Genomic DNA, 19,420 nt, shown 5'->3' with positions numbered 1-19,420 from the left:
CGCCTTCGGGCGCGTTTTTTATTTCTGGCCGGTGCCGGGTTCAGGGCGTCAGCGGTTTCGCATCGACGGCATCGCCATCCACCAGAAAATGTCCGCCCGCCACATGGTGGATGGTGCGAAGGCTGTCATGGCCGGTAAAGTGCCAGCGGCCTTCGCTGAACACGCGGCTGTCGGCATGGGCCGCAACCACTTCGCCCAGGAACAGGTCGTAGCCGGCCTGGATGGCGGGCTCGGGCAGCAGCCGGCATTCGAGCCAGGCGGCGCAGCCTTCCAGCAACGGCGCGCCGACCAGGCTGCCGGCAAAGGTCTGCAGTCCGTAGGCGGCAAACTTGTCGATGCCTTGCTGTTCGAGCATCGTCAGGCCGGAGCTGGAACCGAGTGCCTGGGTGATATCGACCTGGCTGACCGTGGGTACCTGCAACGCGAACTCGCCGCTGGCTTCCAGCAGCTGGCGCGTCCAGGTGGCCTTGTCCAGCACCACCGCCACCTTGGGCGGCGCGAAATCGAGCGGCATGGCCCAGGCGGCCGCCATGATATTGCGCTGGCCGTCGTGGGCTGCGCTGACCAGTACCGTGGGGCCGTGATTGAGCAGCCGATAGGCTTTGGCGAGATCAACGCCGAGACGAGGGGAGGTCATGATGCGAATCCGAAAATTCCGAGATGATGTGCGTGGGCGCAAGGCAGGATCGGGCCCCTTCAGGTGAATATAGCGGGGTTCGTACGCGTCAGGGTCGGGGTTTTTGACATTATCTGTCTCGAAGTTGTCAAAAATCCGCGGATTACCAATCGGCGTAGTGCAAGAAATGCTGAATTTGCTTTTCCCTGCCGTTTTTTTCTCTTACACTCGGAAGAATCTGTTGATATCTGATGTGCAGCCAGTGAAAGTGGTGGGGCCATCGAAGCGCGAGACATTACAACCGGGCCTGATCATGGTGAACGTGGATACCAAGCTGCTGGTGATTTTTACCGAGCTGCTGAGCAAGCGGAACGCCACTTATGTGGCGGAGAAGATGCATATGACGGCGCCCGCCGTGTCGCATTCGCTGGGCCGCCTGCGCGAAATCTTCGACGATCCCCTCTTTATCCGTGTGCCCCACGGCCTCACGCCGACGCCTCGTGCGCTGGAGCTGGGTCCGAAGATTCGGGACATGCTCGATCTGTGGTCGTCCATCAACGAGGGCGATGCGGACAATTTCGACCCGGCAGTTGCCACCGGCACGCTGAGCATCGGCTTTGCGGCCGAACTGGGCGATACGGTGTTCAACCGTTACGTGCTGCGCATCAAGCAACTCGCGCCGGACCTGCATATCCGGCTGGTGGAATCGCATTCGTGGGAAAGTGACGTGGCGTCCATGCGCGCCAACGAACTGGACCTGGCATTTTCTCCATTCCCGACGCGCCACCCGGAAATCGTCGAGGAAATGGTGACGTCGCTGAACCTGTGGGTCTGCGCCCGCAAGAGTCATCCGCTGCTCAAGAACGATTGCACCCTGGAGCAATACCTGGAGTGCAGCCACATCTTCATGGCGCATTCGGGCGGCGCGGGCCGTCCGGCGCCGGCGCTGATTCCGCTGGACTACGCGCTGCAGCAGCGCGGCCTGAAGCGCAATGCCACGCTGACGGTGCATTCGTGGCGCGCCCAGGCCGAACTGGCCGCGCAGACGGACATGATCTTCACGGTCAATGCGCTGACCAAGGACATGGCTTGCGAAACCTACGGTCTCAAGGCGTTCCCGCTGCCGGCCGAGCTGAACACGACGCTGGGCCTGAACATGTTCTGGCATCGCAGCCGCAATACGCATCCGATGCTGGTCTGGGCGCGCCACCTGTTTCGTCAGGTGGTCGGAGAATTCGTAGGCCTGCCGCAAGTGGCGGCCGCCGCCCGCAATCTCCGTGTGGTGACCGAGACCGAACAGGACAATCTGCCTCAGGAATAACCGGCTCGCAAAACGGCGAGCCCAACAAAAAACCGGCGCCAGGGCGCCGGTTTTTTGTTGCCTGCATGGTCGGGGCCGGTACATGCCAGCCCCGCGCGGCTTATCGTTTGGGTCTGTGGGGACAGTCGTTCTTGGTGCAGTTGCCATACAGCGACAACGCATGTTCCTGCAGGGCAAAGCCGCGCTCGCGCGCAATGCTTTGCTGGCGCTGTTCGATATCGCCGTCGAAGAATTCCTCGACGCGACCGCAGTCCAGACACACCAGGTGATCGTGGTGCTTGCCTTCGTTGAGTTCGAAAATCGCCTTGCCCGATTCGAAGTTGTTGCGGGACAGCAGGCCCGCCTGTTCGAACTGGGTCAGAACGCGATAGACCGTGGCGAGACCGATATCCATGTGCTCGTTGAGCAGGATCCGGTAGACGTCTTCCGCGCTCAGATGGCGCTGCTCGCTGGTCTGGAAGATTTCAAGAATCTTCAGGCGGGGGACGGTCGCCTTGAGGCCGATGTTTTTGAGGTCCGCCGGACTCGGCATGGGCGTGACTCCCTAGAGTACAATGTCTGGATAGTTGAATCATAAGGGTTTTGGCGACAAAAGTCGCCCCGGTGCCATGGCGCCCGGCCGCCACCCGCAAGGTGGCGTACCCGCGATGCGCCTGGCCGTGCCGGCCGCCCCGTCTTTTTTGCGGAGCGTCGGGTCCGGCACAGAACCATTCCCGTCTGGAAGCGAGATACATGCGTTCATTCCGTTCGTCCGCCATGCGCCCGGCGCTGGTGTCTTCCCTGCTGGCCGCCGCACTGCTGGCGGGCGCCTGCTCGGCCTACGACAGCACGTCGCGCAAGGTGGCAGAGGCCATTACGCCATATCGCATCAACATCGTTCAGGGTAACTTCGTGTCCCGCGAGGCGGCTTCGCAACTGCGCGAAGGCATGACGCGCGACCAGGTGCGCTTCCTGCTGGGCACGCCGCTGCTGCAGGACGTGTTCCACGGCAATCGCTGGGATTACTATTTCTCGTTCCGCCGGGGCAGCACGCCGGTGGTGCAGTCGCGCAAGTTCACGGTGTTCTTTGACGAGGACAAGCTGGTGAAGTGGCAGGGCGACGATTTGCCGTCGGAATACGAGCTGATTGCCGAAATTGACGGCATGAAGGCTGCACAGCGCAACCAGAAGATCGGCGTGGCGACGGCCAGCGCCAGCGCGCCGAAGGACGCTTCCGCACCTGCCGCCGCTCCCGCCTCGGCACCCGAGGCGGCGCCGGCACCGGCGGCTGAATCGACGCCTCCGGCCTCCGAACCGGCCGTCCAGGCGCCGGCCACGAGCGCCACCCCGGACAAACCGGCCAGCTGACCCGGAACCGGCTCCCGCCGGTTGCCGCCAATCGCATTCGTGCGCCCGGCCCGTCTGGCCGGGTTGCAGTCTTCCCAGTCTTTCCGACACCGCAACGCCACGCCATGAAAATCGCCATCGCAGGTGCCTCCGGCCGCATGGGCCGCATGCTGATCGAAACCGTTCTGGACACCGACGGCGTCACGCTCGCGGGCGCACTGGAGCATGCATCGTCGCCCGCGCTGGGCCAGGATGCCGCCATGTTCCTGGGCCGTGCGACGGGCATCAAGATCTCGTCCGATATCGAGGCCGTGCTTGGCGCCGCCGATTGCCTGATCGACTTCACGCGCCCCGAAGGCACGCTGGCCCACCTCGACGTGGCAAAGCGCCTTGGCAAGAAGATCGTGGTTGGTACCACGGGGTTTGACGCTGCCGGCAAGCAGGCCTTGGCCGATGCGGCCAAGTTGATCGGCGTGGTGTTCGCGTCGAACTTCAGCGTAGGCGTCAACGCCACGTTCAAGCTGCTCGAAGTGGCGGCCAAGCTGCTCTCGACCGGCTACGACATCGAAGTGATCGAAGCGCATCATCGTCACAAGGTCGATGCCCCGTCGGGCACCGCGCTGACGATGGGTGAAGTGATTGCCGGTGCCCTTGGCCGTAACCTCGACGATTGCGCCGTGTACGCCCGCGAAGGCCACACGGGCCCGCGCGATCCGAACTCGATCGGTTTCGCCACCATCCGCGGCGGCGACATCGTGGGCGACCACACCGTGCTGTTCGCCGGCATCGGCGAGCGGATCGAGATCAGCCACAAGTCGTCGAGCCGCCAGTCGTATGCCGATGGGGCGGTGCGCGCCGCCCGCTTCCTGGCCGACAAGCCCAGCGGCCTGTTCGACATGCAGGATGTGCTGGGCCTGAAATAACGCGCAGTTTTTCGCGGCTCGCCCTGGCGGGCCGTTTGCGCCTTTTGGCGCCACCGTGGCGGGCCGGAATCATGGTCGGCCACGGTTATAATCGTCTCTTTCGCCTATCCGATCCCCCCGGCCGTCCGGCGCGCCAGTCGCCGCGCGTGACCGTTGCCCTGACCGTCGTCCCGACCATGCAAGACAAATATCTTCCGTCCGCCGTTGAACAAGCCGCCCAGCAGCACTGGCAAGCGATCGATGCCTACAAGGTATCGGAGCACGCGGTCGGGCCAGACGGCAAGGAAAAGCAGAAGTTCTACGCCTGCTCGATGCTGCCGTATCCGTCGGGCAAGCTGCACATGGGCCACGTGCGCAACTACACCATCAACGACGTGATGGCGCGCTACCTGCGCATGAACGGCCGCAACGTGCTGATGCCGATGGGCTGGGATGCGTTTGGCATGCCGGCGGAAAACGCCGCGCTGAACAACAAGGTGGCGCCGGCCGCCTGGACCTACGACAACATCGCTTACATGAAGAAGCAGATGCAGTCGATGGGCCTGGCGATCGACTGGTCGCGCGAGGTTGCCACCTGCAGCCCCGAGTACTACCGCTGGAACCAGTGGCTGTTCCTGAAGATGCTTGAAAAGGGCATCGCCTACCGCAAGACCGGCACCGTGAACTGGGACCCCGTGGACCAGACCGTGCTGGCAAACGAGCAGGTGATCGATGGCCGTGGCTGGCGTTCGGGCGCGGTGGTCGAAAAACGCGAAATCCCGATGTACTACCTGCGCATCACCGACTACGCGCAGGAACTGCTGAGCGACCTGGACGGCCTGGGCTGGCCCGAGCGCGTCAAGATCATGCAGCAGAACTGGATCGGCCGCAGCGAGGGCGTGCGCTTTGCCTTCCCGCACCAGATCCAGGGTGCCGACGGCAAGCTGATCAATGACGGCAAGCTGTTCGTGTTCACCACGCGCGCCGACACCATCATGGGTGTCACGTTCTGCGCCGTGGCCGCCGAGCACCCGCTTGCCACGCACGCCGCCGCGAACAACCCGGAACTGGCTGCGTTCATCGACGAATGCAAGCACGGTTCGGTCATGGAAGCCGACATGGCGACCATGGAGAAGAAGGGCATGCCCACCGGGCTGAAGGTCACGCATCCGCTGACCGGCGAGCAGGTGGACGTGTGGGTCGGCAACTACGTGCTGATGAGCTACGGCGATGGTGCCGTGATGGGCGTGCCGTCGCATGACGAGCGCGACTTTGCGTTTGCGAAGAAGTACAGCCTGCCGATCAGGCAGGTCATCGACGTCAAGGGCCAGCCGTATTCGACCGATGCCTGGCAGGAATGGTACGGCGACAAGGAACACGGCACCTGCGTGAACAGCGGCAAGTACGATGGCATGGGCTATCAGGCTGCCGTCGACGCGATTTCCGCCGATCTGGCCGCCAAGGGCGTGGGCGAGAAGAAGGTGACCTGGCGCCTGCGCGACTGGGGCATCTCTCGCCAGCGCTACTGGGGCACGCCGATTCCGCTGATCCATTGCGATAGCTGCGGCGTGGTGCCGGTGCCCGAGAAGGACCTGCCCGTGGTGCTGCCGGAAGACCTGGTGCCGGATGGCACCGGCAACCCGCTGAACAAGGACCCGCGCTTCCTTGAGTGCTCCTGCCCGTCGTGCGGCAAGCCGGCCCGCCGCGAGACCGACACGATGGACACGTTCATCGACTCGTGCTGGTACTACATGCGCTATACGTGCCCCGATGCCGGCACGATGGTGGATGGCCGCAATGACTACTGGATGCCGATGGACCAGTACATCGGCGGCATCGAGCACGCGATCCTGCACCTGTTGTACGCGCGTTTCTGGACCAAGGTCATGCGCGACATGGGCCTGGTCAAGTTCGACGAGCCGTTCACGAACCTGCTCACGCAGGGCATGGTGCTGAACGAGACGTTCTACCGTGAAGACGCGTCGGGCAAGAAGACCTGGTACAACCCGGCCGAGGTCGACGTGCAGACCGACGAGCGCGGCCGTCCGCTGGGCGCCACGCTGAAGGCCGACGGCCAGCCCGTGGTGATCGGCGGCGTGGAAAAGATGTCGAAGTCGAAGAACAACGGCATCGACCCGCAGGCGCTGATCGACCTGCATGGCGCCGATACCGCGCGCCTGTTCGTGATGTTCGCCGCCCCGCCCGAGCAGCAGCTCGAGTGGAGCGGTTCGGGCGTGGAGGGCGCGTCGCGCTTCCTGCGTCGCGTGTGGAACTATGGCTACGCCAACGCCCAGGCGATTCGTGACGGCGCGGGCACGCAGCCCACGGCCGCCGATGCCGATCTGCGCCGCGACCTGTACACGGTGCTCAAGCAGGCCAACTACGACTACGAGCGGATCCAGTACAACACCGTCGTGTCGGCTACGATGAAGATGCTGAATGCGCTGGAAGACGCCAAGGCGGCGTCGCCGGCCGCGCGCCGCGAAGGCTTCAGCATCCTGCTGCGGGTGCTGTATCCGGTGGTCCCGCATATCGCGCACGGCCTGTGGGCCGAACTCGGTTACGCGACCGAAGCCGGCGACATCCTCGACGCGGCCTGGCCCCAGGTGGACGAAGGCGCCCTGGTCCGCACGGAGATCGAACTGGTGCTGCAGATCAACGGCAAGGTCCGTGGCAGCCTGACGGTGCCGGCCGATGCCGACCGCGCCGCCATCGAGGCCGTGGCCGCCGGCAGCGAAACCGTGGCGAAGTTTGCCAATGGCGCCGCGCCCAAGAAGATCGTGGTGGTGCCGGGCCGGCTCGTCAACGTGGTGCTCTGAGCCACATAGCCAGGAAGACACAAGCAATGGATCGACCGGACATGGGACGCCGCGGATTTCTCGCCATCGGTGCTGCAATGGCGGCGGCCGGCTTGCTGGCCGGCTGCGGCTTTCACATGCGCGGGAACGCCGATTTCGCGTTCAAGCGGCTCTACATCGGCATTCCGGCCGGTACGCTGATGGGGGCGGACCTGCGCCGCAATATCCGCAACGGCTCGGACACCAAGGTCGTGGAGGAGCGCGAGGAAGCGGACGCGGTGCTGGACGTGCTGGCCGATACGCGCGGCAAGTCGATCCTGTCGATCACGGCCCAGGGCGTGGTGCGCGAATACCGGCTGACGCAGCGCTTCAGCTTCCGGCTGCGCGATGCTGCGGGCAAGGAACTGATCGCTCCGTCGACGCTGGTCCTGACCCGCGACCTGACGTACAACGAAGCCAATACGCTGGCCAAGGACTACGAAGAGCAACAGCTGTACCGCGACATGCAGAAGGACATCGTGCAGCAGCTGATGCGCCGCCTGGCGTCGGTCAAGGCGATCTGAGCGCGGCTTCGCGCAGACCGGATCGCAGGCACAGGGCAATACGATGCAGCTCAAGCTCGACGGACTCGATGCACACCTGAAGCAGGCACAGGCCAGGGGCCTGGCGCCGCTCTACGTGGTGCATGGCGACGAGCACCTGCTGGTGCTCGAGGCGGTGGACCGCCTGCGCCGCGCCGCGCGGGAATCGGGCTACACCGAGCGCGAGGTGCTGGTGGCCGAGCGCGGTTTCCAGTGGGGCCAGGTCACCGAGGCCCAGCAGTCGATGTCGCTGTTCGGTGATCGCAAGATCGTGGAACTGCGTGTGCCGTCTGGCAAGCCCGGCAAGGACGGCGGCGAGGCGTTGCGCGCCGTGGCGGCCCAGCCGTCGCCCGATGTCGTGATGCTGGTCACGCTGCCGCGGCTCGACTTCGCCACGTCGAAATCGGCCTGGTTCCAGGCGCTGGAATCGGCCGGGGTATCGATCAAGGTGGATGCCGTGGACCGCACGCGGCTGCCCGCCTGGGTGGGCGAACGCCTGGCCCTGCAGCAGCAGCGCGTGGAACCGGGCGAGCCTGGCCGGCGCTCGCTGCAGTTCATCGCCGACAAGGTGGAGGGCAACCTGCTTGCCGCGCACCAGGAAATCCAGAAGCTCGGCCTGCTGTACCCGGCCGGCGTACTGACGTTCGACCAGGTTCACGATGCGGTGCTGAATGTGGCCCGTTACGACGTATTCAAGCTGTCCGAGGCGATGCTCGGCGGCGATGTGCCGCGCCTGACGCGCATGCTCGAGGGGCTGCGTGGCGAGGGCGAGGCCACGGTGCTGGTGCTGTGGGCGCTGACCGAGGAAATTCGCGTATTATCCAAGGTCCGGCAAGGGCTGGCGGCCGGCAAGCCGGCGGGCGTTCTGATGCGCGAACTGCGCGTCTGGGGCCCGCGCGAGCGCCTGGTGCCACAGGCTGCGCAACGGCTGTCGATGCCGCAACTGGAGGCTGCGCTGGCCATGGCCGCGCGGCTGGACCGCCAGGTCAAGGGCCTGGCCGACCTGCCAGGCGCGGGCGGTGCGGCGGGCAGCCTGCCAGCCGAGCCGTGGGACGGCCTGCTGCAGCTGGCGCTGCTGATCGCGCGGCCAGCCTGACGTCCCGGACCCAGGCAGCGCACCAACCAGAATACTGCCGGCGAGCCGCGCCGGCGACTCGACATCGCGGCACCCACAGTAGACCGGGCTGGGCCCGGACACCATCATGACCGAGTTCGATCTCCACGCTTACATGAACCGCGTTGGCCAGCAGGCCCGCGCGGCATCGCGCGCCATGGCGCGTGCCTCCACGGCCGACAAGAACCGTGCGCTGCTGACGATTGCCGCGGCCATCCGGCGCGATGCCGGCAAGCTCAAGGCCGTCAACGCCCGCGATGTGGAGCGCGCGCGCGCCAACGGCCAGGACGCCGCCTTCGTCGACCGCCTGACGCTGTCGGACAGGGCCATCGACACCATGGCTGCCGGTCTGGAACAGATTGCCGCGCTGCCCGACCCGATTGGCGAGATCAGCAACATGAAGTTCCGTCCCACGGGCATCCAGGTGGGACAGATGCGCGTGCCGCTGGGCGTGATCGGCATCATCTACGAATCGCGTCCCAACGTGACCATCGACGCCGCGGCGCTGTGCCTGAAGTCGGGCAACGCCACGATCCTGCGCGGCGGCTCGGAAGCGATCGAATCGAACACCGCACTGGCCGCGCTGGTGGCCGAGGGGCTGGCTGGCGCAGGACTGCCCGCCGAGGCCGTACAGGTCATCGAGACCACCGACCGCGCGGCCGTGGGCCGCCTGATCACGATGACCGAGTACGTCGACGTGATCGTGCCGCGCGGCGGCAAGAGCCTGATCGCGCGCCTGATCGAGGAAGGCCGCGTGCCGATGATCAAGCACCTGGACGGCATCTGCCACGTCTACATCGACGACGACGCCGATGTGGAAAAGGCCGTGCGCATCTGCGACAACGCCAAGACGCAGCGTTACGCGCCGTGCAACACGATGGAAACGCTGCTGGTGTCGCGCCAGATTGCCGCCACCGTGCTGCCGCCGCTGTGCCGCATCTACCGGGAAAAGGGCGTGGAGCTGCGCGTCTGCGCCGACACGCGCGCCACGCTGGAAGCCGCCGGCTTCAGCGGGCTGGTGGACGCCACCGAGGAAGACTGGAGCCTGGAATACCTGGCGCCGGTGCTTGCCATCCGGACCGTCGACGGCCTGGACGCCGCGATCGCGCACATCAACACCTACGGTTCGGCCCACACCGATTCGATCGTGACGGAGAACTACAGCACCGGCATGCGCTTTATCCGCGAGGTGGACTCGGCCAGCGTGATGATCAACGCGTCGACGCGCTTTGCCGATGGTTTCGAGTACGGCCTGGGCGCTGAAATCGGCATCTCGAACGACAAGCTGCACGCCCGTGGGCCGGTGGGGCTGGAAGGGCTGACGTCGCTCAAGTATGTCGTGTTCGGTCACGGCGAAGTGCGTACATAAGGGAAGACGGGAACGCAGATGCTCTGGGTCAAGGCCTTCCATATCCTCTTCGTCGTCTCGTGGTTCGCGGGACTGTTCTACCTGCCGCGCATCTTCGTCAACCTGGCGATGGAAACCGATCCGGCCAGCGTGCGCCGCCTGCTGCTGATGGCGCGCAAGCTGTTCCGCTTCATGACCATGCTGGCGGTGCCGGCCGTGGTATTCGGGCTGTGGCTTTACCTCGGCTACGGCATCGGGCGCGGCACGGGGCAGGGCTGGATGCATGCCAAGCTGGCGCTGGTGCTGGTGCTGATCGGCTACCACCACGGCTGCGGCGTGCTGCTGCGCAAGTTCGAGCGCGGCGCCAATACCCGCTCGCACACGTTCTATCGCTGGTTCAACGAGCTGCCGGTGCTGGTGTTGCTGGCGATCGTGATTCTGGTTGTCGTAAAGCCGTTCTAAGCTGTCGGGTTCCTACTGTTTTCGATGAGGTCGTGATGAGCAAGCAGGTCGAGTACTTTCTGGCGCCGCAATCGCCGTTCGTCTACCTGGGCCATGCCCGCTTTGTGGAAATCGCCAACCGCCACCAGGCGCAGGTGCTGCTGAAGCCGGCCGATCTGGGCAAGGTCTTCTCGGTGTCGGGCGGCTTGCCGCTGGCGCAGCGTCCGCCGCAGCGCCAGGCGTACCGGCTGGTCGAACTGGAGCGCTGGAGCCGGTTCCTGGGCATCCCCCTGAACCTGCATCCGACGTACTTCCCGGTGTCGGGCGATGCGGCGGCCAAGCTGATCATCGCGGCCCAGCTGGCGCACGGCACGGCCCGGGCGCTGGCGCTGACCGGCGCCATCACGCGGGCCGTCTGGGCCGAGCAGCGCAATATTGCCGATTCGGCCACGCTGGCGCAGATTGCCGACGAGAACGGCCTCGACGGCACCAGCCTGCTCAAGGCCAGCGAAGGGCAGGCCGTGCAGGCCGCCTATGCGCAGAACACGCAGGATGCGATTTCCGCCAACGTGTTCGGCGCCCCGTGGTTCGTCCATGACGGCCAACCGTACTGGGGCCAGGACCGGCTCGACTTCCTCGACCGCGCCCTGGCGGCAGGCTGATCGGCAAACCGGATCCACGCCTTACCCGTCCGCGTTGCGGACGTTTTTGTTTTCAGGAATGACTCGCCATGACCCAAGCCTTCTTTGCTCCTTGCCCGCGTGGCCTTGAACCGGCACTGGCCGAGGAGCTGCGCGAGATTGCGCAGTACCCGGCCGTGGTGGCTGCGGCGCCGTTCGAGGTGCATCGCGAAATGCCGGGCGGCGTGACGTTTTCGGGCGAGATGGCCGCGGCCTATGCGGTCAACCTGCATTCGCGGATTGCCAGCCGTGTGCTGCTGCGCGTGGCACAGCGCGGCTACCGCCACGAGGACGATATCTATTCGCTGACGCGCCAGCAGCGCTGGGAGCAGTGGTTCTCGCCCGACGAGACGCTGCGTGTGGACATCACCGCCCACAAGTCGCAGCTGCGCAGCCTCAATTTCACGGCGCTGCGTGTCAAGGACGGCGTCTGCGATGCCATGCGCGAGCGCCTGGGTGCTCGCCCCAGCGTCGATACGGTCAGCCCCGACGTCCGCATCTACGCGCACCTGACCGAGACCGATTGCACGCTCTACCTGGACACCACGGGCGAGCCGCTGTTCAAGCGCGGCTGGCGCATGGAAAAGGGCGAGGCACCGCTCAAGGAAAACCTTGCCGCCGGCATTCTGCGCCTGGCCGGCTGGGTGCCCGGTCAGACCAACCGGCCGTTCTTCGATCCGATGTGCGGCAGCGGCACGTTCCTGGTGGAGGCCGCTCAGGTGGCGCTGGGTATTGCGCCGGGTGTGGGCCGCACGTTTGCGTTCGAATGGCTGAAGGGCGCGGACACCCGGGCTTGGCAGGCATTGCGTGCCGATGCGCAACGCGCGCGCGAATCCGCCGCCAGCCGCACGGCAGGCCTGCAGATCGCGGGTTCCGATATTTCGACCGACATGCTGTCGATGGCGCAGGCCAACTGGCGGCGCGCCGGGCTGCCCGACGATGTGGCGCTGAAACAGGTGGATGCCCGCTTCGTGCAGCCGCCGTTTGCCGAACCGGGCCTGATGATGATGAATCCGCCGTACGGCGAGCGTATCGCGGTGCGCGGCAGTCGGCGCGATGCCATGCAGGACGCCCCGCCGGACGAAGCGGAAGAGGCCGCCGCCAACCAGTTCGCCAGCGCCTTTGCCACGACGCTCAAGCAGAATTTCGCGGGATGGCAGGCCTGGGTGTTCACCGGTGACCTGACCATTCCCAAGCGGTTGCGTCTGAAGGAATCACGCCGCACGCCGCTCTACAACGGCAATATCGAATGCCGGCTGTTCCGCTTCGACATGGTCCGCGGGGGAAATCGGGAAGGGCAGAAGGACGGCCCGAAGGAAGACCCGAAGAAGGATTGATGCAGGAGAAGCGGCTTCTCCTTTTCCGCACGCTGTGGCGGAAAGGAGCAAGCCGCGTGCAGGCTTATGCGAGCTTGTTTCGGCCAGTCATCGCCGTGCCGTTGCGCGAGAATTCCGACAGGAAACTCTGCAGGCTGACCACCGGTTCCTGCAGCATGTGGCGCGGCAGGTCGAACAGTGCGTAGAAGTATTCCTCGTTGCCCTCGCAGCGCTCTGCGGGCAGGCAATACTGTTCCCAGTCCACGCAGGCCGGTGTGTACATGCCGTTGCCGGGCCAGAAGAACGGCACGATACGGCCCTCGCGCAGCCCCTCGATCAACGCCGCCGGCGCCTCGTAGGCTTCGGCCGATTCCACCTGGCTCATCAGTCCGGCGCGGGTTTCGATCACCATCAGCGTGGCATGGCCCTGTGCGGTCAGCAGCAGCATCCCCACCGGGTTCGGGAACAGGTAGTACTCGATGAAGCCATAGCGCGCGGCCGTCTGGCGGACGCGGTCGGCCATGATCGGGTCCGACAGGAACGAGTAAGAATGGCGCGTGAGCAGATCGCGCAGCGTGCGGGAGATCGACGCAAAGTACTGCTGCTGCAGCGCATCGATTTCGTCGTTCAGGCGCGCGACCATGTTCGGATCGTGCTTCTTCACGTAGCGGTCGATCAGCCCGTGGTTGAAGCCCTGCACGGCGATGCTTTCATCGGCCGTGCCGGTCAGCAGGATGGTCTTGCACGGCAGGTCTTCCAGCGCCTGGCAGAATTCGAGCCCGTCCATCTGCGGCATGGAGTAGTCAACCACCACCACGCCCGGCTGCAGGAAGCGATGCACGTCGTGGATCTGCCGATGGATGCGGTCGACATCGAGTTGCACCGTGCGGCGCTCGGACAGGAAGGTCAGGTCGTCGTGCGTGACACGCACCGGCAGGAATGCAGGATGGCGCGTGGCATATGCTTCGCGAATCCATGTCAGCGCGTCGCGCGGATCGGTGAAGCTGACCACCGCGCGCGATGCATCCATCTGGAAAGCCAGGCTGTCGATAAACGACTTGCTATCGTCCACCAGTACCGTCAGTACGGGGTGATGGAAAACCGACAGGTTCCGGTCGTGCGCGGGGAATGTCATGGTGCGATCAAATCTGGCCGCCGGCCGCAAGGGGGAAAAAGAACGGGGCAAGCCAGTATAGCGCCTGCATCTGCATGCGCAACCAGACCACGCAAAAGGAAACGGCCAGCGTTGGTTGCTGGCCGCACTACTTCGATTTTATTGATTACAGGTCTGCGCGTTGCTTTATTCACTCGGCAGAACTGCGGGCCTGACGGCCACTACCTGACATTAACGGCAGCTTATTCCACGGCCTTGAACATGTCCTCCACCACCTTCTTGGCGTCGCCGAACACCATCATGGTCTTGTCCATGTAGAACAGCTCGTTGTCCAGGCCCGCGTAGCCGGCGGCCATCGAGCGCTTGTTCACGATGATGGTCTTGGCCTTGTAGGCTTCCAGGATCGGCATGCCGGCGATCGGCGATTTCGGATCCGTCTTGGCGGACGGGTTGACCACGTCGTTGGCGCCCAGCACCAGCACCACGTCGGCCTGGCCGAATTCGCTGTTGATGTCCTCCATCTCGAACACCTGGTCGTACGGCACCTCGGCTTCGGCCAGCAGCACGTTCATATGGCCCGGCATGCGGCCCGCCACGGGGTGGATGGCGTACTTCACCGTCACACCGTGCTCGGTCAGCTTCTCGGTCAATTCTTTAAGTGCATGCTGCGCACGGGCCACCGCCAGGCCGTAGCCCGGCACGATGATCACGGTTTCGGCGTTGCTCATCACGAACGCGGCGTCGTCGGCCGAGCCGGACTTCACGTTGCGCTGCGCCTGCGCGCCAGCCGGGCCGGCTGACGATGCCTCGGCACCGAAGCCGCCCAGGATCACGTTGAAGAACGAGCGGTTCATCGCACGGCACATGATGTACGAGAGGATGGCACCCGAGGAGCCCACCAGCGAACCGGCGATGATCAGCATCGGATTGTTCAGCGAGAAGCCGATGCCCGCCGCCGCCCAGCCCGAGTACGAGTTCAGCATCGACACCACCACGGGCATGTCGGCGCCGCCGATCGGAATGATGATCAGTACGCCCAGCACGAAGGCGATCGCCAGCATGATCAGGAACGGCAGCCACGACTGCGACATGAAGAAGATCACGCCGAAGCCGATCATGGCGATGGCCAGCAGCAGGTTCAGCCAGTGCTGGCCGGGAAACACCACCGGCGCGCCCTGGAACAGGCGGAACTTGTAGCGGCCCGACAGCTTGCCGAACGCGATGACCGAGCCCGAGAACGTGATCGCGCCCACGAAGCAGCCGATGAACAGTTCGATACGGTTGCCCAGCGGAATCAGGTGCGTGCCGGCCGGCGTGATGCCGAACGCGGCGGGCTCCGCCACGGCTGCCACGGCGATGAACACCGCAGCGAGACCGATCAGCGAGTGCATTGCGGCCACCAGCTCGGGCATCTTGGTCATCTCGACCTTGCGTGCCACGTAGGCGCCAATACCGCCGCCCACCACCAGCGCGCCGAAGATCAGCGCCAGACCGGTGCCCACCGACGATTGTGCAGCGCCCACTGCCAGGAACTCGTTCTTGAGCTTGACGATCAGCACCAGCGTGGTCACCACGGCAATCGCCATGCCGATCATGCCGAACGCATTGCCCTTGCGGGCCGATGCCGGATGCGACAGCCCCTTCAGGGCCTGGATGAAGCAGACCGACGCCACCAGGTACAGCAGCGTCACAAGGTTCATGCTGATGCCTTCCATCACGCACCTCCCTTGGCGGCTTCGGCACCGGCCTTGGCGCGGGGTTCCTTCTTCTTGAACATCTCCAGCATGCGCTGGGTCACCAGGAAGCCACCGAACACGTTCACCGCGGCCAGTGCCACGGCCAGCGTGCCCATCACGCGGCCCACGCCGCCTTCGGTCAGGCCGGCTGCCAGCATGGCACCGACGATGATGATGGCCGAGATTGCATTGGTCACGGCCATCAGCGGGGTGTGCAGCGCGGGCGTGACCGTCCACACCACGTGGTAACCCACGTAAATTGCCAGCACGAAGATGATCAGGTTGATCACCGTGTGGTTCACCATCTCCATCGACTTCTCCTCCGTTGCTTTTGAATACTGCCGAGCGTCGCGTCCGCGCAGGCGGGCTGAAACTGCAGGATCAAACTTGCCGGGGACGCGGCGGGCCGTGGCGCTGGGCTCTTTTCAGCGCCGCGGCATCTTCAGACGGGAATGTCAGGCGGCCTGTTGCCTGACTACCTGGCCGTCCTTGCACATCAGGCAGGCGGCAACGATGTCGTCTTCCAGGTTCAGCGTGTAGCGGCCGTCCTTGTCGACGATCAACTTCAGGAAGTCGAGCACGTTGCGCGCGTAGAGCGCGGACGCGTCGGCCGCCACCATGCTGGCCAGGTTGGTATGGCCGATCAGGACCACGCCGTGGCGTTCCACCACTTCGTCGGCCACGGTCAGCGGGCAGTTGCCGCCTTGCGCGGCGGCCAGGTCGACCACCACCGAACCGGGCTTCATCTGCTTGACGGTGTCCTCGGTCAGCAGCACCGGGGCGCGGCGGCCGGGGATCAGGGCCGTGGTGATGATGATGTCGGCCTGCGTGGCGCGCTGGTGCACCAGTTCGGCCTGGCGGCGCATCCAGTCGGCCGGCATCGGGCGCGCATAGCCGCCCACGCCCTGCGCGATCTCGCGCTCCTCGTCGGTCACGAACGGCACGTCCAGGAACTTGGCACCCAGCGATTCGATCTGTTCCTTTACGGCAGGACGCACGTCGGAGGCCTCGATCACGGCGCCCAGGCGCTTGGCGGTGGCGATGGCCTGCAGGCCCGCCACGCCGGCGCCGAGGATCAGCACACGGGCGGCCTTGACGGTGCCGGCGGCGGTCATCAGCATCGGCATGAAGCGCTGGTAGTGGTGCGCGGCCACCAGCACGGCCTTGTAGCCGGCAATGTTGGCTTGAGACGACAGTACGTCCATGCTCTGCGCGCGCGTGGTGCGCGGTGCGGCTTCGAGCGCGAACGCCGTGACGGCCGCGGTGGCCATGCGGGCGTTGTTCTCGACGTCGAACGGATTGAGCATGCCGACCAGTACCGAGCCGGGCTTCATCTGCCCGCGCTCGGCATCGTCGGGTGCACGCACCTTGAGCACGAGTTCGGCGCCCAGCGCGTCGGCTGCGGAGCCTACGCGGGCGCCGGCCGCCTCGAATGCGGCATCGGGAATGCTGGCACGCACGCCGGCGCCGGCTTGCACCGTCACCTGATGGCCTTGCGCAATGTACTTCTTGACGGTCTCCGGGGTGGCGGCGACACGCGTCTCACCTGCCCGCGTCTCAAGCGGGATACCGATATGCATCGTCAATTTCTCCTGTCTGGCGTCGTTCGTAATCTGGCCGGGCCAACGTCCTCGCCCGTTGATGCATTGCAAAAGAATGCGTCAATTTTTGCGCAGCTTACCCGAAACTTACGTTCGGTGGTGACTCACCGGTCGGGTATATGTGCTTTGACCGAAACTCATTTTTTCTGCTCATGAAATGGCTTGTTTGATGCACATCGTATTACCTTGAATATTTGCTATTGATGAAATGACATCGGCATCACCTGAATTCTTGATGCCGATTTGATGCGCGGCTGCGTATCGTGGCGTTCACGTCTCTTTCGAGGCGTTTTCCCCACTACGCCCACGTTTTTTCATCGATGATCGCAACCCGCCTGATGACCTCGGCGCCGGCCACGCTGGCCGCCGCCATCCTGCTTGCCACCCCGTTTTGCAGTGCATTCGCGCAACAGGCTTCCCCCGACAATGCCCAGCCGGCATCGCCGCATACATTCACGGCCAACGTGTCCGTGGTATCCGATTACCGCTACCGCGGCATCAGCCAGACCGACCGGCGCCCGGCCATCCAGGGCGGCTTCGACTATGCCCACGAGAGCGGCTTCTACGTCGGCAACTGGAACTCGAGTATCAGCTGGCTTGGCGACGCCGACGCGTCTGTGTCCGCGCCCGTCGAGATGGATTTCTATGGCGGCTTCAAGAACACGTTCAAGCTGGCCGACCAGGAATTCAATTACGACCTGGGCGTGCTCGAGTACTACTATCCGGGCGGCTACACGGCTACGCGCCCCTACACCACCGAGCTGTATGCCGGCATCGGGTGGGGGCCGGTCTTCCTGAAGTACTCGCACGCCGTGACCAACCTGTTCGGGTTTGCCGACAGCAAGAACAGCTACTACGTCGACCTGACGGCCAACCTGCCGCTGAACGTGTGGGGACTCACGCTGAACGCGCATGTCGGCTACCAGGGCGTGCAGCATTTCAGCGATGCGTCGTACACCGACTGGAAGATCGGCCTGACGAAGGACCTGGGCAACGGCTTCGCGCTGGCCGTCGCCTATATCGACACGAACGCCAGCAAGGCCGCCTACACGAACACGCGCGGGCGCTATCTGGGCAAGGCCACGGCTTTCGCGTCGATCACGAAGACGTTCTGAGCGCCCCAGGCCCGCCGGAGCGCCTGCGTCTTTACGCGTTCTTGATGGCGGGCCGGCCAAACGCTGCATCAAATTGAGGCCGCTCTCCCTAGCATGGAGCCATGTTCAACAGACGATCCGCCCCGCGCGGATCATCGCTTCATGCGACAGTCATCGAGTCTCGCCATGGCCTTTGCATCGGTTCCGCGACGCCGTGTCATTGCCCAGGATCCATGGATTCGCCTGCGGCTGGCCGTCTCGTCGTCACAGGTATTCGCGCTGCGCCAGACACTGCATCGCGCGATTGGCAACATGGCGCGCATCTACGTGGTGGAAGTGGACCATCGCAACGGCGAGACCACGCTGCACGTGGAGGTGGAACGCGGCGACCGCGACGCCGCCATGCACGCCATCATGGCGGCCTTGCCCGCTGCCGAATTCGGCGTGGCCACGGTGCTCGGAGACGACCATGGCACGCATTGACCCGCAGCGCGGCGCGATTGCCGACGGCCTCTGGCTGCCGATGGTCACGCCGTTGCGCAATGACCAGGTGGATCTGGATGCAGCGCAGCGCCTGGCGTCGCACTACGCCGCAGCCAGCGTCGATGGCCTGATCGTGCTGGGCACGACAGGCGAGGGCGGCCTGCTGACCGATGCCGAACGATTCATGCTGACGGCGGCCGTGCTCGAAGCCGTCGGTGGCACGCTGCCAGTGATGGCAGGTGTGGGCGGCGTGGCTACCCACGCCGTATGCGAGCAGGTGCGCCGGCTCGACCGCCTGCCACTGGCCGGCTACCTGGTGCCCCCGCCGTATTACCTGCGCGTATCGGACGAAGGCATCGCCTGGCATATGCGCAGCGTGGCGGCCCAGACCGGCAAGCCGCTGATGCTCTACAACGTGCCCCGGCGCACCGGCTGCACGATTTCCCCGGAACTGGCGTGGCGTCTGGCCGCCCATCCGCAGATCGTGGCCGTCAAGGAATGCGACTCCGCCGGCATGCGCACGCTTGCCATGCAGGACCTGATCGGCGTGTATTGCGGCGACGATGCGTCGATGCTCGACCACCTGCTGCGCGGCGGCCAGGGCATCGTGCCGGCTGCGGCACACGTGCGGCCCGACCTGTTCGTGCGGCTGCTGCATCTGGCGCGCACCGGCCGCGACGAGGCCGCCCGGGCACTGTTCCGGCAGCTGTCGCCGCTGATCGGGCTGATGTTCGCCGAGCCCAATCCCGCACCCGTGAAGGCCGCGCTGGCGCTGGCCGGCATGACCACGGCAGAAGTGCGCCGCCCGCTGACACCGGCGTCGAAGTCACTTGTGGCCCGCATCGACGCGGCCATCGCCTTGCTGCCCCCGATGCTCACGGCCGAGGCCGCCTGAAACTCCGCGCGCAATGCACGTTCCAACGGCAACCGGTAAAATGCCGGATTGCTT

19 protein-coding genes are annotated in these 19,420 nt (G+C 65.0%); 13 read left to right on the top strand and 6 right to left on the bottom strand.

Annotated features, from left to right (window positions below):
* Positions 1-40: 40 nt before the first annotated feature.
* The gene (locus tag A9J21_RS04380; protein ID WP_066732271.1) at positions 41-637 is read right to left on the bottom strand and encodes a flavin reductase family protein; all 597 of its coding nucleotides are present in this window, start codon (positions 635-637) and stop codon (positions 41-43) included.
* A gap of 292 nt (positions 638-929) precedes the next feature.
* Between A9J21_RS04380 and A9J21_RS04375 the strand changes: the two genes are divergently transcribed.
* Positions 930-1,937: a LysR family transcriptional regulator gene (locus A9J21_RS04375; RefSeq protein WP_066732270.1), complete on the top strand. Its 1,008-nt coding sequence runs from the start codon at positions 930-932 to the stop codon at positions 1,935-1,937.
* Positions 1,938-2,037: 100 nt separating this feature from the next.
* Here the strand turns inward: A9J21_RS04375 and fur are convergent, their stop codons facing one another.
* The gene (fur, locus tag A9J21_RS04370) at positions 2,038-2,469 is read right to left on the bottom strand and encodes a ferric iron uptake transcriptional regulator (RefSeq protein WP_066732268.1); all 432 of its coding nucleotides are present in this window, start codon (positions 2,467-2,469) and stop codon (positions 2,038-2,040) included.
* Positions 2,470-2,669: 200 nt separating this feature from the next.
* On the opposite strand from fur, the gene A9J21_RS04365 reads away from it, so the two are divergent.
* From A9J21_RS04365 to A9J21_RS04325, 9 genes are all read left to right on the top strand, one after another.
* Entirely contained in the window at positions 2,670-3,284 is a 615-nt protein-coding gene (locus A9J21_RS04365) for an outer membrane protein assembly factor BamE (protein ID WP_066732266.1), read from the top strand.
* A 104-nt stretch (positions 3,285-3,388) separates the two neighbouring features.
* Positions 3,389-4,186 (top strand): 4-hydroxy-tetrahydrodipicolinate reductase, encoded by a 798-nt coding sequence (dapB, locus tag A9J21_RS04360; protein WP_066732264.1) that lies wholly within the window; start codon positions 3,389-3,391, stop codon positions 4,184-4,186.
* Between the two features lie 176 nt (positions 4,187-4,362).
* The gene (gene leuS / locus A9J21_RS04355; protein ID WP_066732502.1) at positions 4,363-6,984 is read left to right on the top strand and encodes a leucine--tRNA ligase; all 2,622 of its coding nucleotides are present in this window, start codon (positions 4,363-4,365) and stop codon (positions 6,982-6,984) included.
* Positions 6,985-7,010: 26 nt separating this feature from the next.
* The gene (gene lptE, locus A9J21_RS04350; protein WP_066732262.1) at positions 7,011-7,526 is read left to right on the top strand and encodes an LPS assembly lipoprotein LptE; all 516 of its coding nucleotides are present in this window, start codon (positions 7,011-7,013) and stop codon (positions 7,524-7,526) included.
* Positions 7,527-7,569: 43 nt separating this feature from the next.
* Positions 7,570-8,640 (top strand): DNA polymerase III subunit delta, encoded by a 1,071-nt coding sequence (gene holA, locus A9J21_RS04345; protein ID WP_066732260.1) that lies wholly within the window; start codon positions 7,570-7,572, stop codon positions 8,638-8,640.
* 106 nt (positions 8,641-8,746) lie between these two features.
* A complete protein-coding gene (locus A9J21_RS04340; RefSeq protein WP_066732255.1) occupies positions 8,747-10,027 on the top strand; it encodes a glutamate-5-semialdehyde dehydrogenase in 1,281 nt (426 codons plus the stop codon).
* An 18-nt stretch (positions 10,028-10,045) separates the two neighbouring features.
* Entirely contained in the window at positions 10,046-10,468 is a 423-nt protein-coding gene (locus A9J21_RS04335) for a CopD family protein (RefSeq protein WP_066732253.1), read from the top strand.
* A gap of 35 nt (positions 10,469-10,503) precedes the next feature.
* The gene (locus tag A9J21_RS04330; protein ID WP_066732251.1) at positions 10,504-11,109 is read left to right on the top strand and encodes a 2-hydroxychromene-2-carboxylate isomerase; all 606 of its coding nucleotides are present in this window, start codon (positions 10,504-10,506) and stop codon (positions 11,107-11,109) included.
* Positions 11,110-11,177: 68 nt separating this feature from the next.
* A complete protein-coding gene (locus tag A9J21_RS04325; protein WP_066732249.1) occupies positions 11,178-12,464 on the top strand; it encodes a class I SAM-dependent RNA methyltransferase in 1,287 nt (428 codons plus the stop codon).
* 64 nt (positions 12,465-12,528) lie between these two features.
* On the opposite strand, the gene A9J21_RS04320 is transcribed toward A9J21_RS04325, so the two are convergent.
* The 4 genes from A9J21_RS04320 to A9J21_RS04305 all read right to left on the bottom strand — a co-directional run bounded on the left by A9J21_RS04320 (position 12,529) and on the right by A9J21_RS04305 (position 16,873).
* Positions 12,529-13,578, bottom strand: coding sequence for a two-component system response regulator (locus A9J21_RS04320; protein WP_066732247.1), 1,050 nt, complete (start codon positions 13,576-13,578; stop codon positions 12,529-12,531).
* 221 nt (positions 13,579-13,799) lie between these two features.
* Positions 13,800-15,272, bottom strand: a complete 1,473-nt coding sequence (locus A9J21_RS04315; protein WP_066732245.1) for an NAD(P)(+) transhydrogenase (Re/Si-specific) subunit beta — start codon at positions 15,270-15,272, stop codon at positions 13,800-13,802.
* On the bottom strand, positions 15,272-15,604 hold the full coding sequence (locus tag A9J21_RS04310) for an NAD(P) transhydrogenase subunit alpha (protein WP_066732243.1): 333 nt from the start codon (positions 15,602-15,604) through the stop codon (positions 15,272-15,274). Before A9J21_RS04310 ends, A9J21_RS04315 begins: the two co-directional genes overlap by 1 nt.
* Before the next feature lie 144 nt (positions 15,605-15,748).
* The gene (locus tag A9J21_RS04305) at positions 15,749-16,873 is read right to left on the bottom strand and encodes a Re/Si-specific NAD(P)(+) transhydrogenase subunit alpha (RefSeq protein ID WP_066732241.1); all 1,125 of its coding nucleotides are present in this window, start codon (positions 16,871-16,873) and stop codon (positions 15,749-15,751) included.
* 341 nt (positions 16,874-17,214) lie between these two features.
* Between A9J21_RS04305 and A9J21_RS04300 the strand changes: the two genes are divergently transcribed.
* The 3 genes from A9J21_RS04300 to dapA all read left to right on the top strand — a co-directional run bounded on the left by A9J21_RS04300 (position 17,215) and on the right by dapA (position 19,366).
* Positions 17,215-18,009, top strand: coding sequence for a TorF family putative porin (locus A9J21_RS04300; RefSeq protein WP_066732238.1), 795 nt, complete (start codon positions 17,215-17,217; stop codon positions 18,007-18,009).
* Positions 18,010-18,150: 141 nt separating this feature from the next.
* Positions 18,151-18,471: a hypothetical protein gene (locus A9J21_RS04295; protein WP_066732237.1), complete on the top strand. Its 321-nt coding sequence runs from the start codon at positions 18,151-18,153 to the stop codon at positions 18,469-18,471.
* On the top strand, positions 18,458-19,366 hold the full coding sequence (gene dapA / locus A9J21_RS04290; protein WP_066732236.1) for a 4-hydroxy-tetrahydrodipicolinate synthase: 909 nt from the start codon (positions 18,458-18,460) through the stop codon (positions 19,364-19,366). Before A9J21_RS04295 ends, dapA begins: the two co-directional genes overlap by 14 nt.
* The last annotated feature ends 54 nt before the right edge of the window (positions 19,367-19,420 follow it).

It is taken from the genome of Cupriavidus sp. D384 (assembly GCF_001652915.1).
In the GTDB taxonomy this organism is placed as follows: Bacteria; Pseudomonadota; Gammaproteobacteria; order Burkholderiales; family Burkholderiaceae; genus Cupriavidus.
The sequence above is the reverse complement of the archived record's forward strand: the minus strand, read 5'-3'. Positions and strand labels throughout refer to the sequence as shown.

Excerpts from the sequence above, each read along its gene's own strand:
- A9J21_RS04380 (WP_066732271.1), bottom strand. The coding sequence starts at position 637 with ATGACCTCCCCTCGTCTCGGCGTTGATCTCGCCAAAGCCTATCGGCTG.
- dapA (WP_066732236.1), top strand. The coding sequence starts at position 18,458 with ATGGCACGCATTGACCCGCAGCGCGGCGCGATTGCCGACGGCCTCTGG.
- A9J21_RS04315 (WP_066732245.1), bottom strand. The coding sequence starts at position 15,272 with ATGGAAGGCATCAGCATGAACCTTGTGACGCTGCTGTACCTGGTGGCG.
- fur (WP_066732268.1), bottom strand. The coding sequence starts at position 2,469 with ATGCCGAGTCCGGCGGACCTCAAAAACATCGGCCTCAAGGCGACCGTC.
- A9J21_RS04340 (WP_066732255.1), top strand. The coding sequence starts at position 8,747 with ATGACCGAGTTCGATCTCCACGCTTACATGAACCGCGTTGGCCAGCAG.
- lptE (WP_066732262.1), top strand. The coding sequence starts at position 7,011 with ATGGATCGACCGGACATGGGACGCCGCGGATTTCTCGCCATCGGTGCT.
- A9J21_RS04300 (WP_066732238.1), top strand. The coding sequence starts at position 17,215 with ATGATCGCAACCCGCCTGATGACCTCGGCGCCGGCCACGCTGGCCGCC.
- A9J21_RS04295 (WP_066732237.1), top strand. The coding sequence starts at position 18,151 with ATGCGACAGTCATCGAGTCTCGCCATGGCCTTTGCATCGGTTCCGCGA.
- A9J21_RS04365 (WP_066732266.1), top strand. The coding sequence starts at position 2,670 with ATGCGTTCATTCCGTTCGTCCGCCATGCGCCCGGCGCTGGTGTCTTCC.
- dapB (WP_066732264.1), top strand. The coding sequence starts at position 3,389 with ATGAAAATCGCCATCGCAGGTGCCTCCGGCCGCATGGGCCGCATGCTG.
- A9J21_RS04325 (WP_066732249.1), top strand. The coding sequence starts at position 11,178 with ATGACCCAAGCCTTCTTTGCTCCTTGCCCGCGTGGCCTTGAACCGGCA.
- A9J21_RS04305 (WP_066732241.1), bottom strand. The coding sequence starts at position 16,873 with ATGCATATCGGTATCCCGCTTGAGACGCGGGCAGGTGAGACGCGTGTC.
- A9J21_RS04330 (WP_066732251.1), top strand. The coding sequence starts at position 10,504 with ATGAGCAAGCAGGTCGAGTACTTTCTGGCGCCGCAATCGCCGTTCGTC.
- leuS (WP_066732502.1), top strand. The coding sequence starts at position 4,363 with ATGCAAGACAAATATCTTCCGTCCGCCGTTGAACAAGCCGCCCAGCAG.
- A9J21_RS04335 (WP_066732253.1), top strand. The coding sequence starts at position 10,046 with ATGCTCTGGGTCAAGGCCTTCCATATCCTCTTCGTCGTCTCGTGGTTC.
- holA (WP_066732260.1), top strand. The coding sequence starts at position 7,570 with ATGCAGCTCAAGCTCGACGGACTCGATGCACACCTGAAGCAGGCACAG.
- A9J21_RS04320 (WP_066732247.1), bottom strand. The coding sequence starts at position 13,578 with ATGACATTCCCCGCGCACGACCGGAACCTGTCGGTTTTCCATCACCCC.
- A9J21_RS04310 (WP_066732243.1), bottom strand. The coding sequence starts at position 15,604 with ATGGAGATGGTGAACCACACGGTGATCAACCTGATCATCTTCGTGCTG.
- A9J21_RS04375 (WP_066732270.1), top strand. The coding sequence starts at position 930 with ATGGTGAACGTGGATACCAAGCTGCTGGTGATTTTTACCGAGCTGCTG.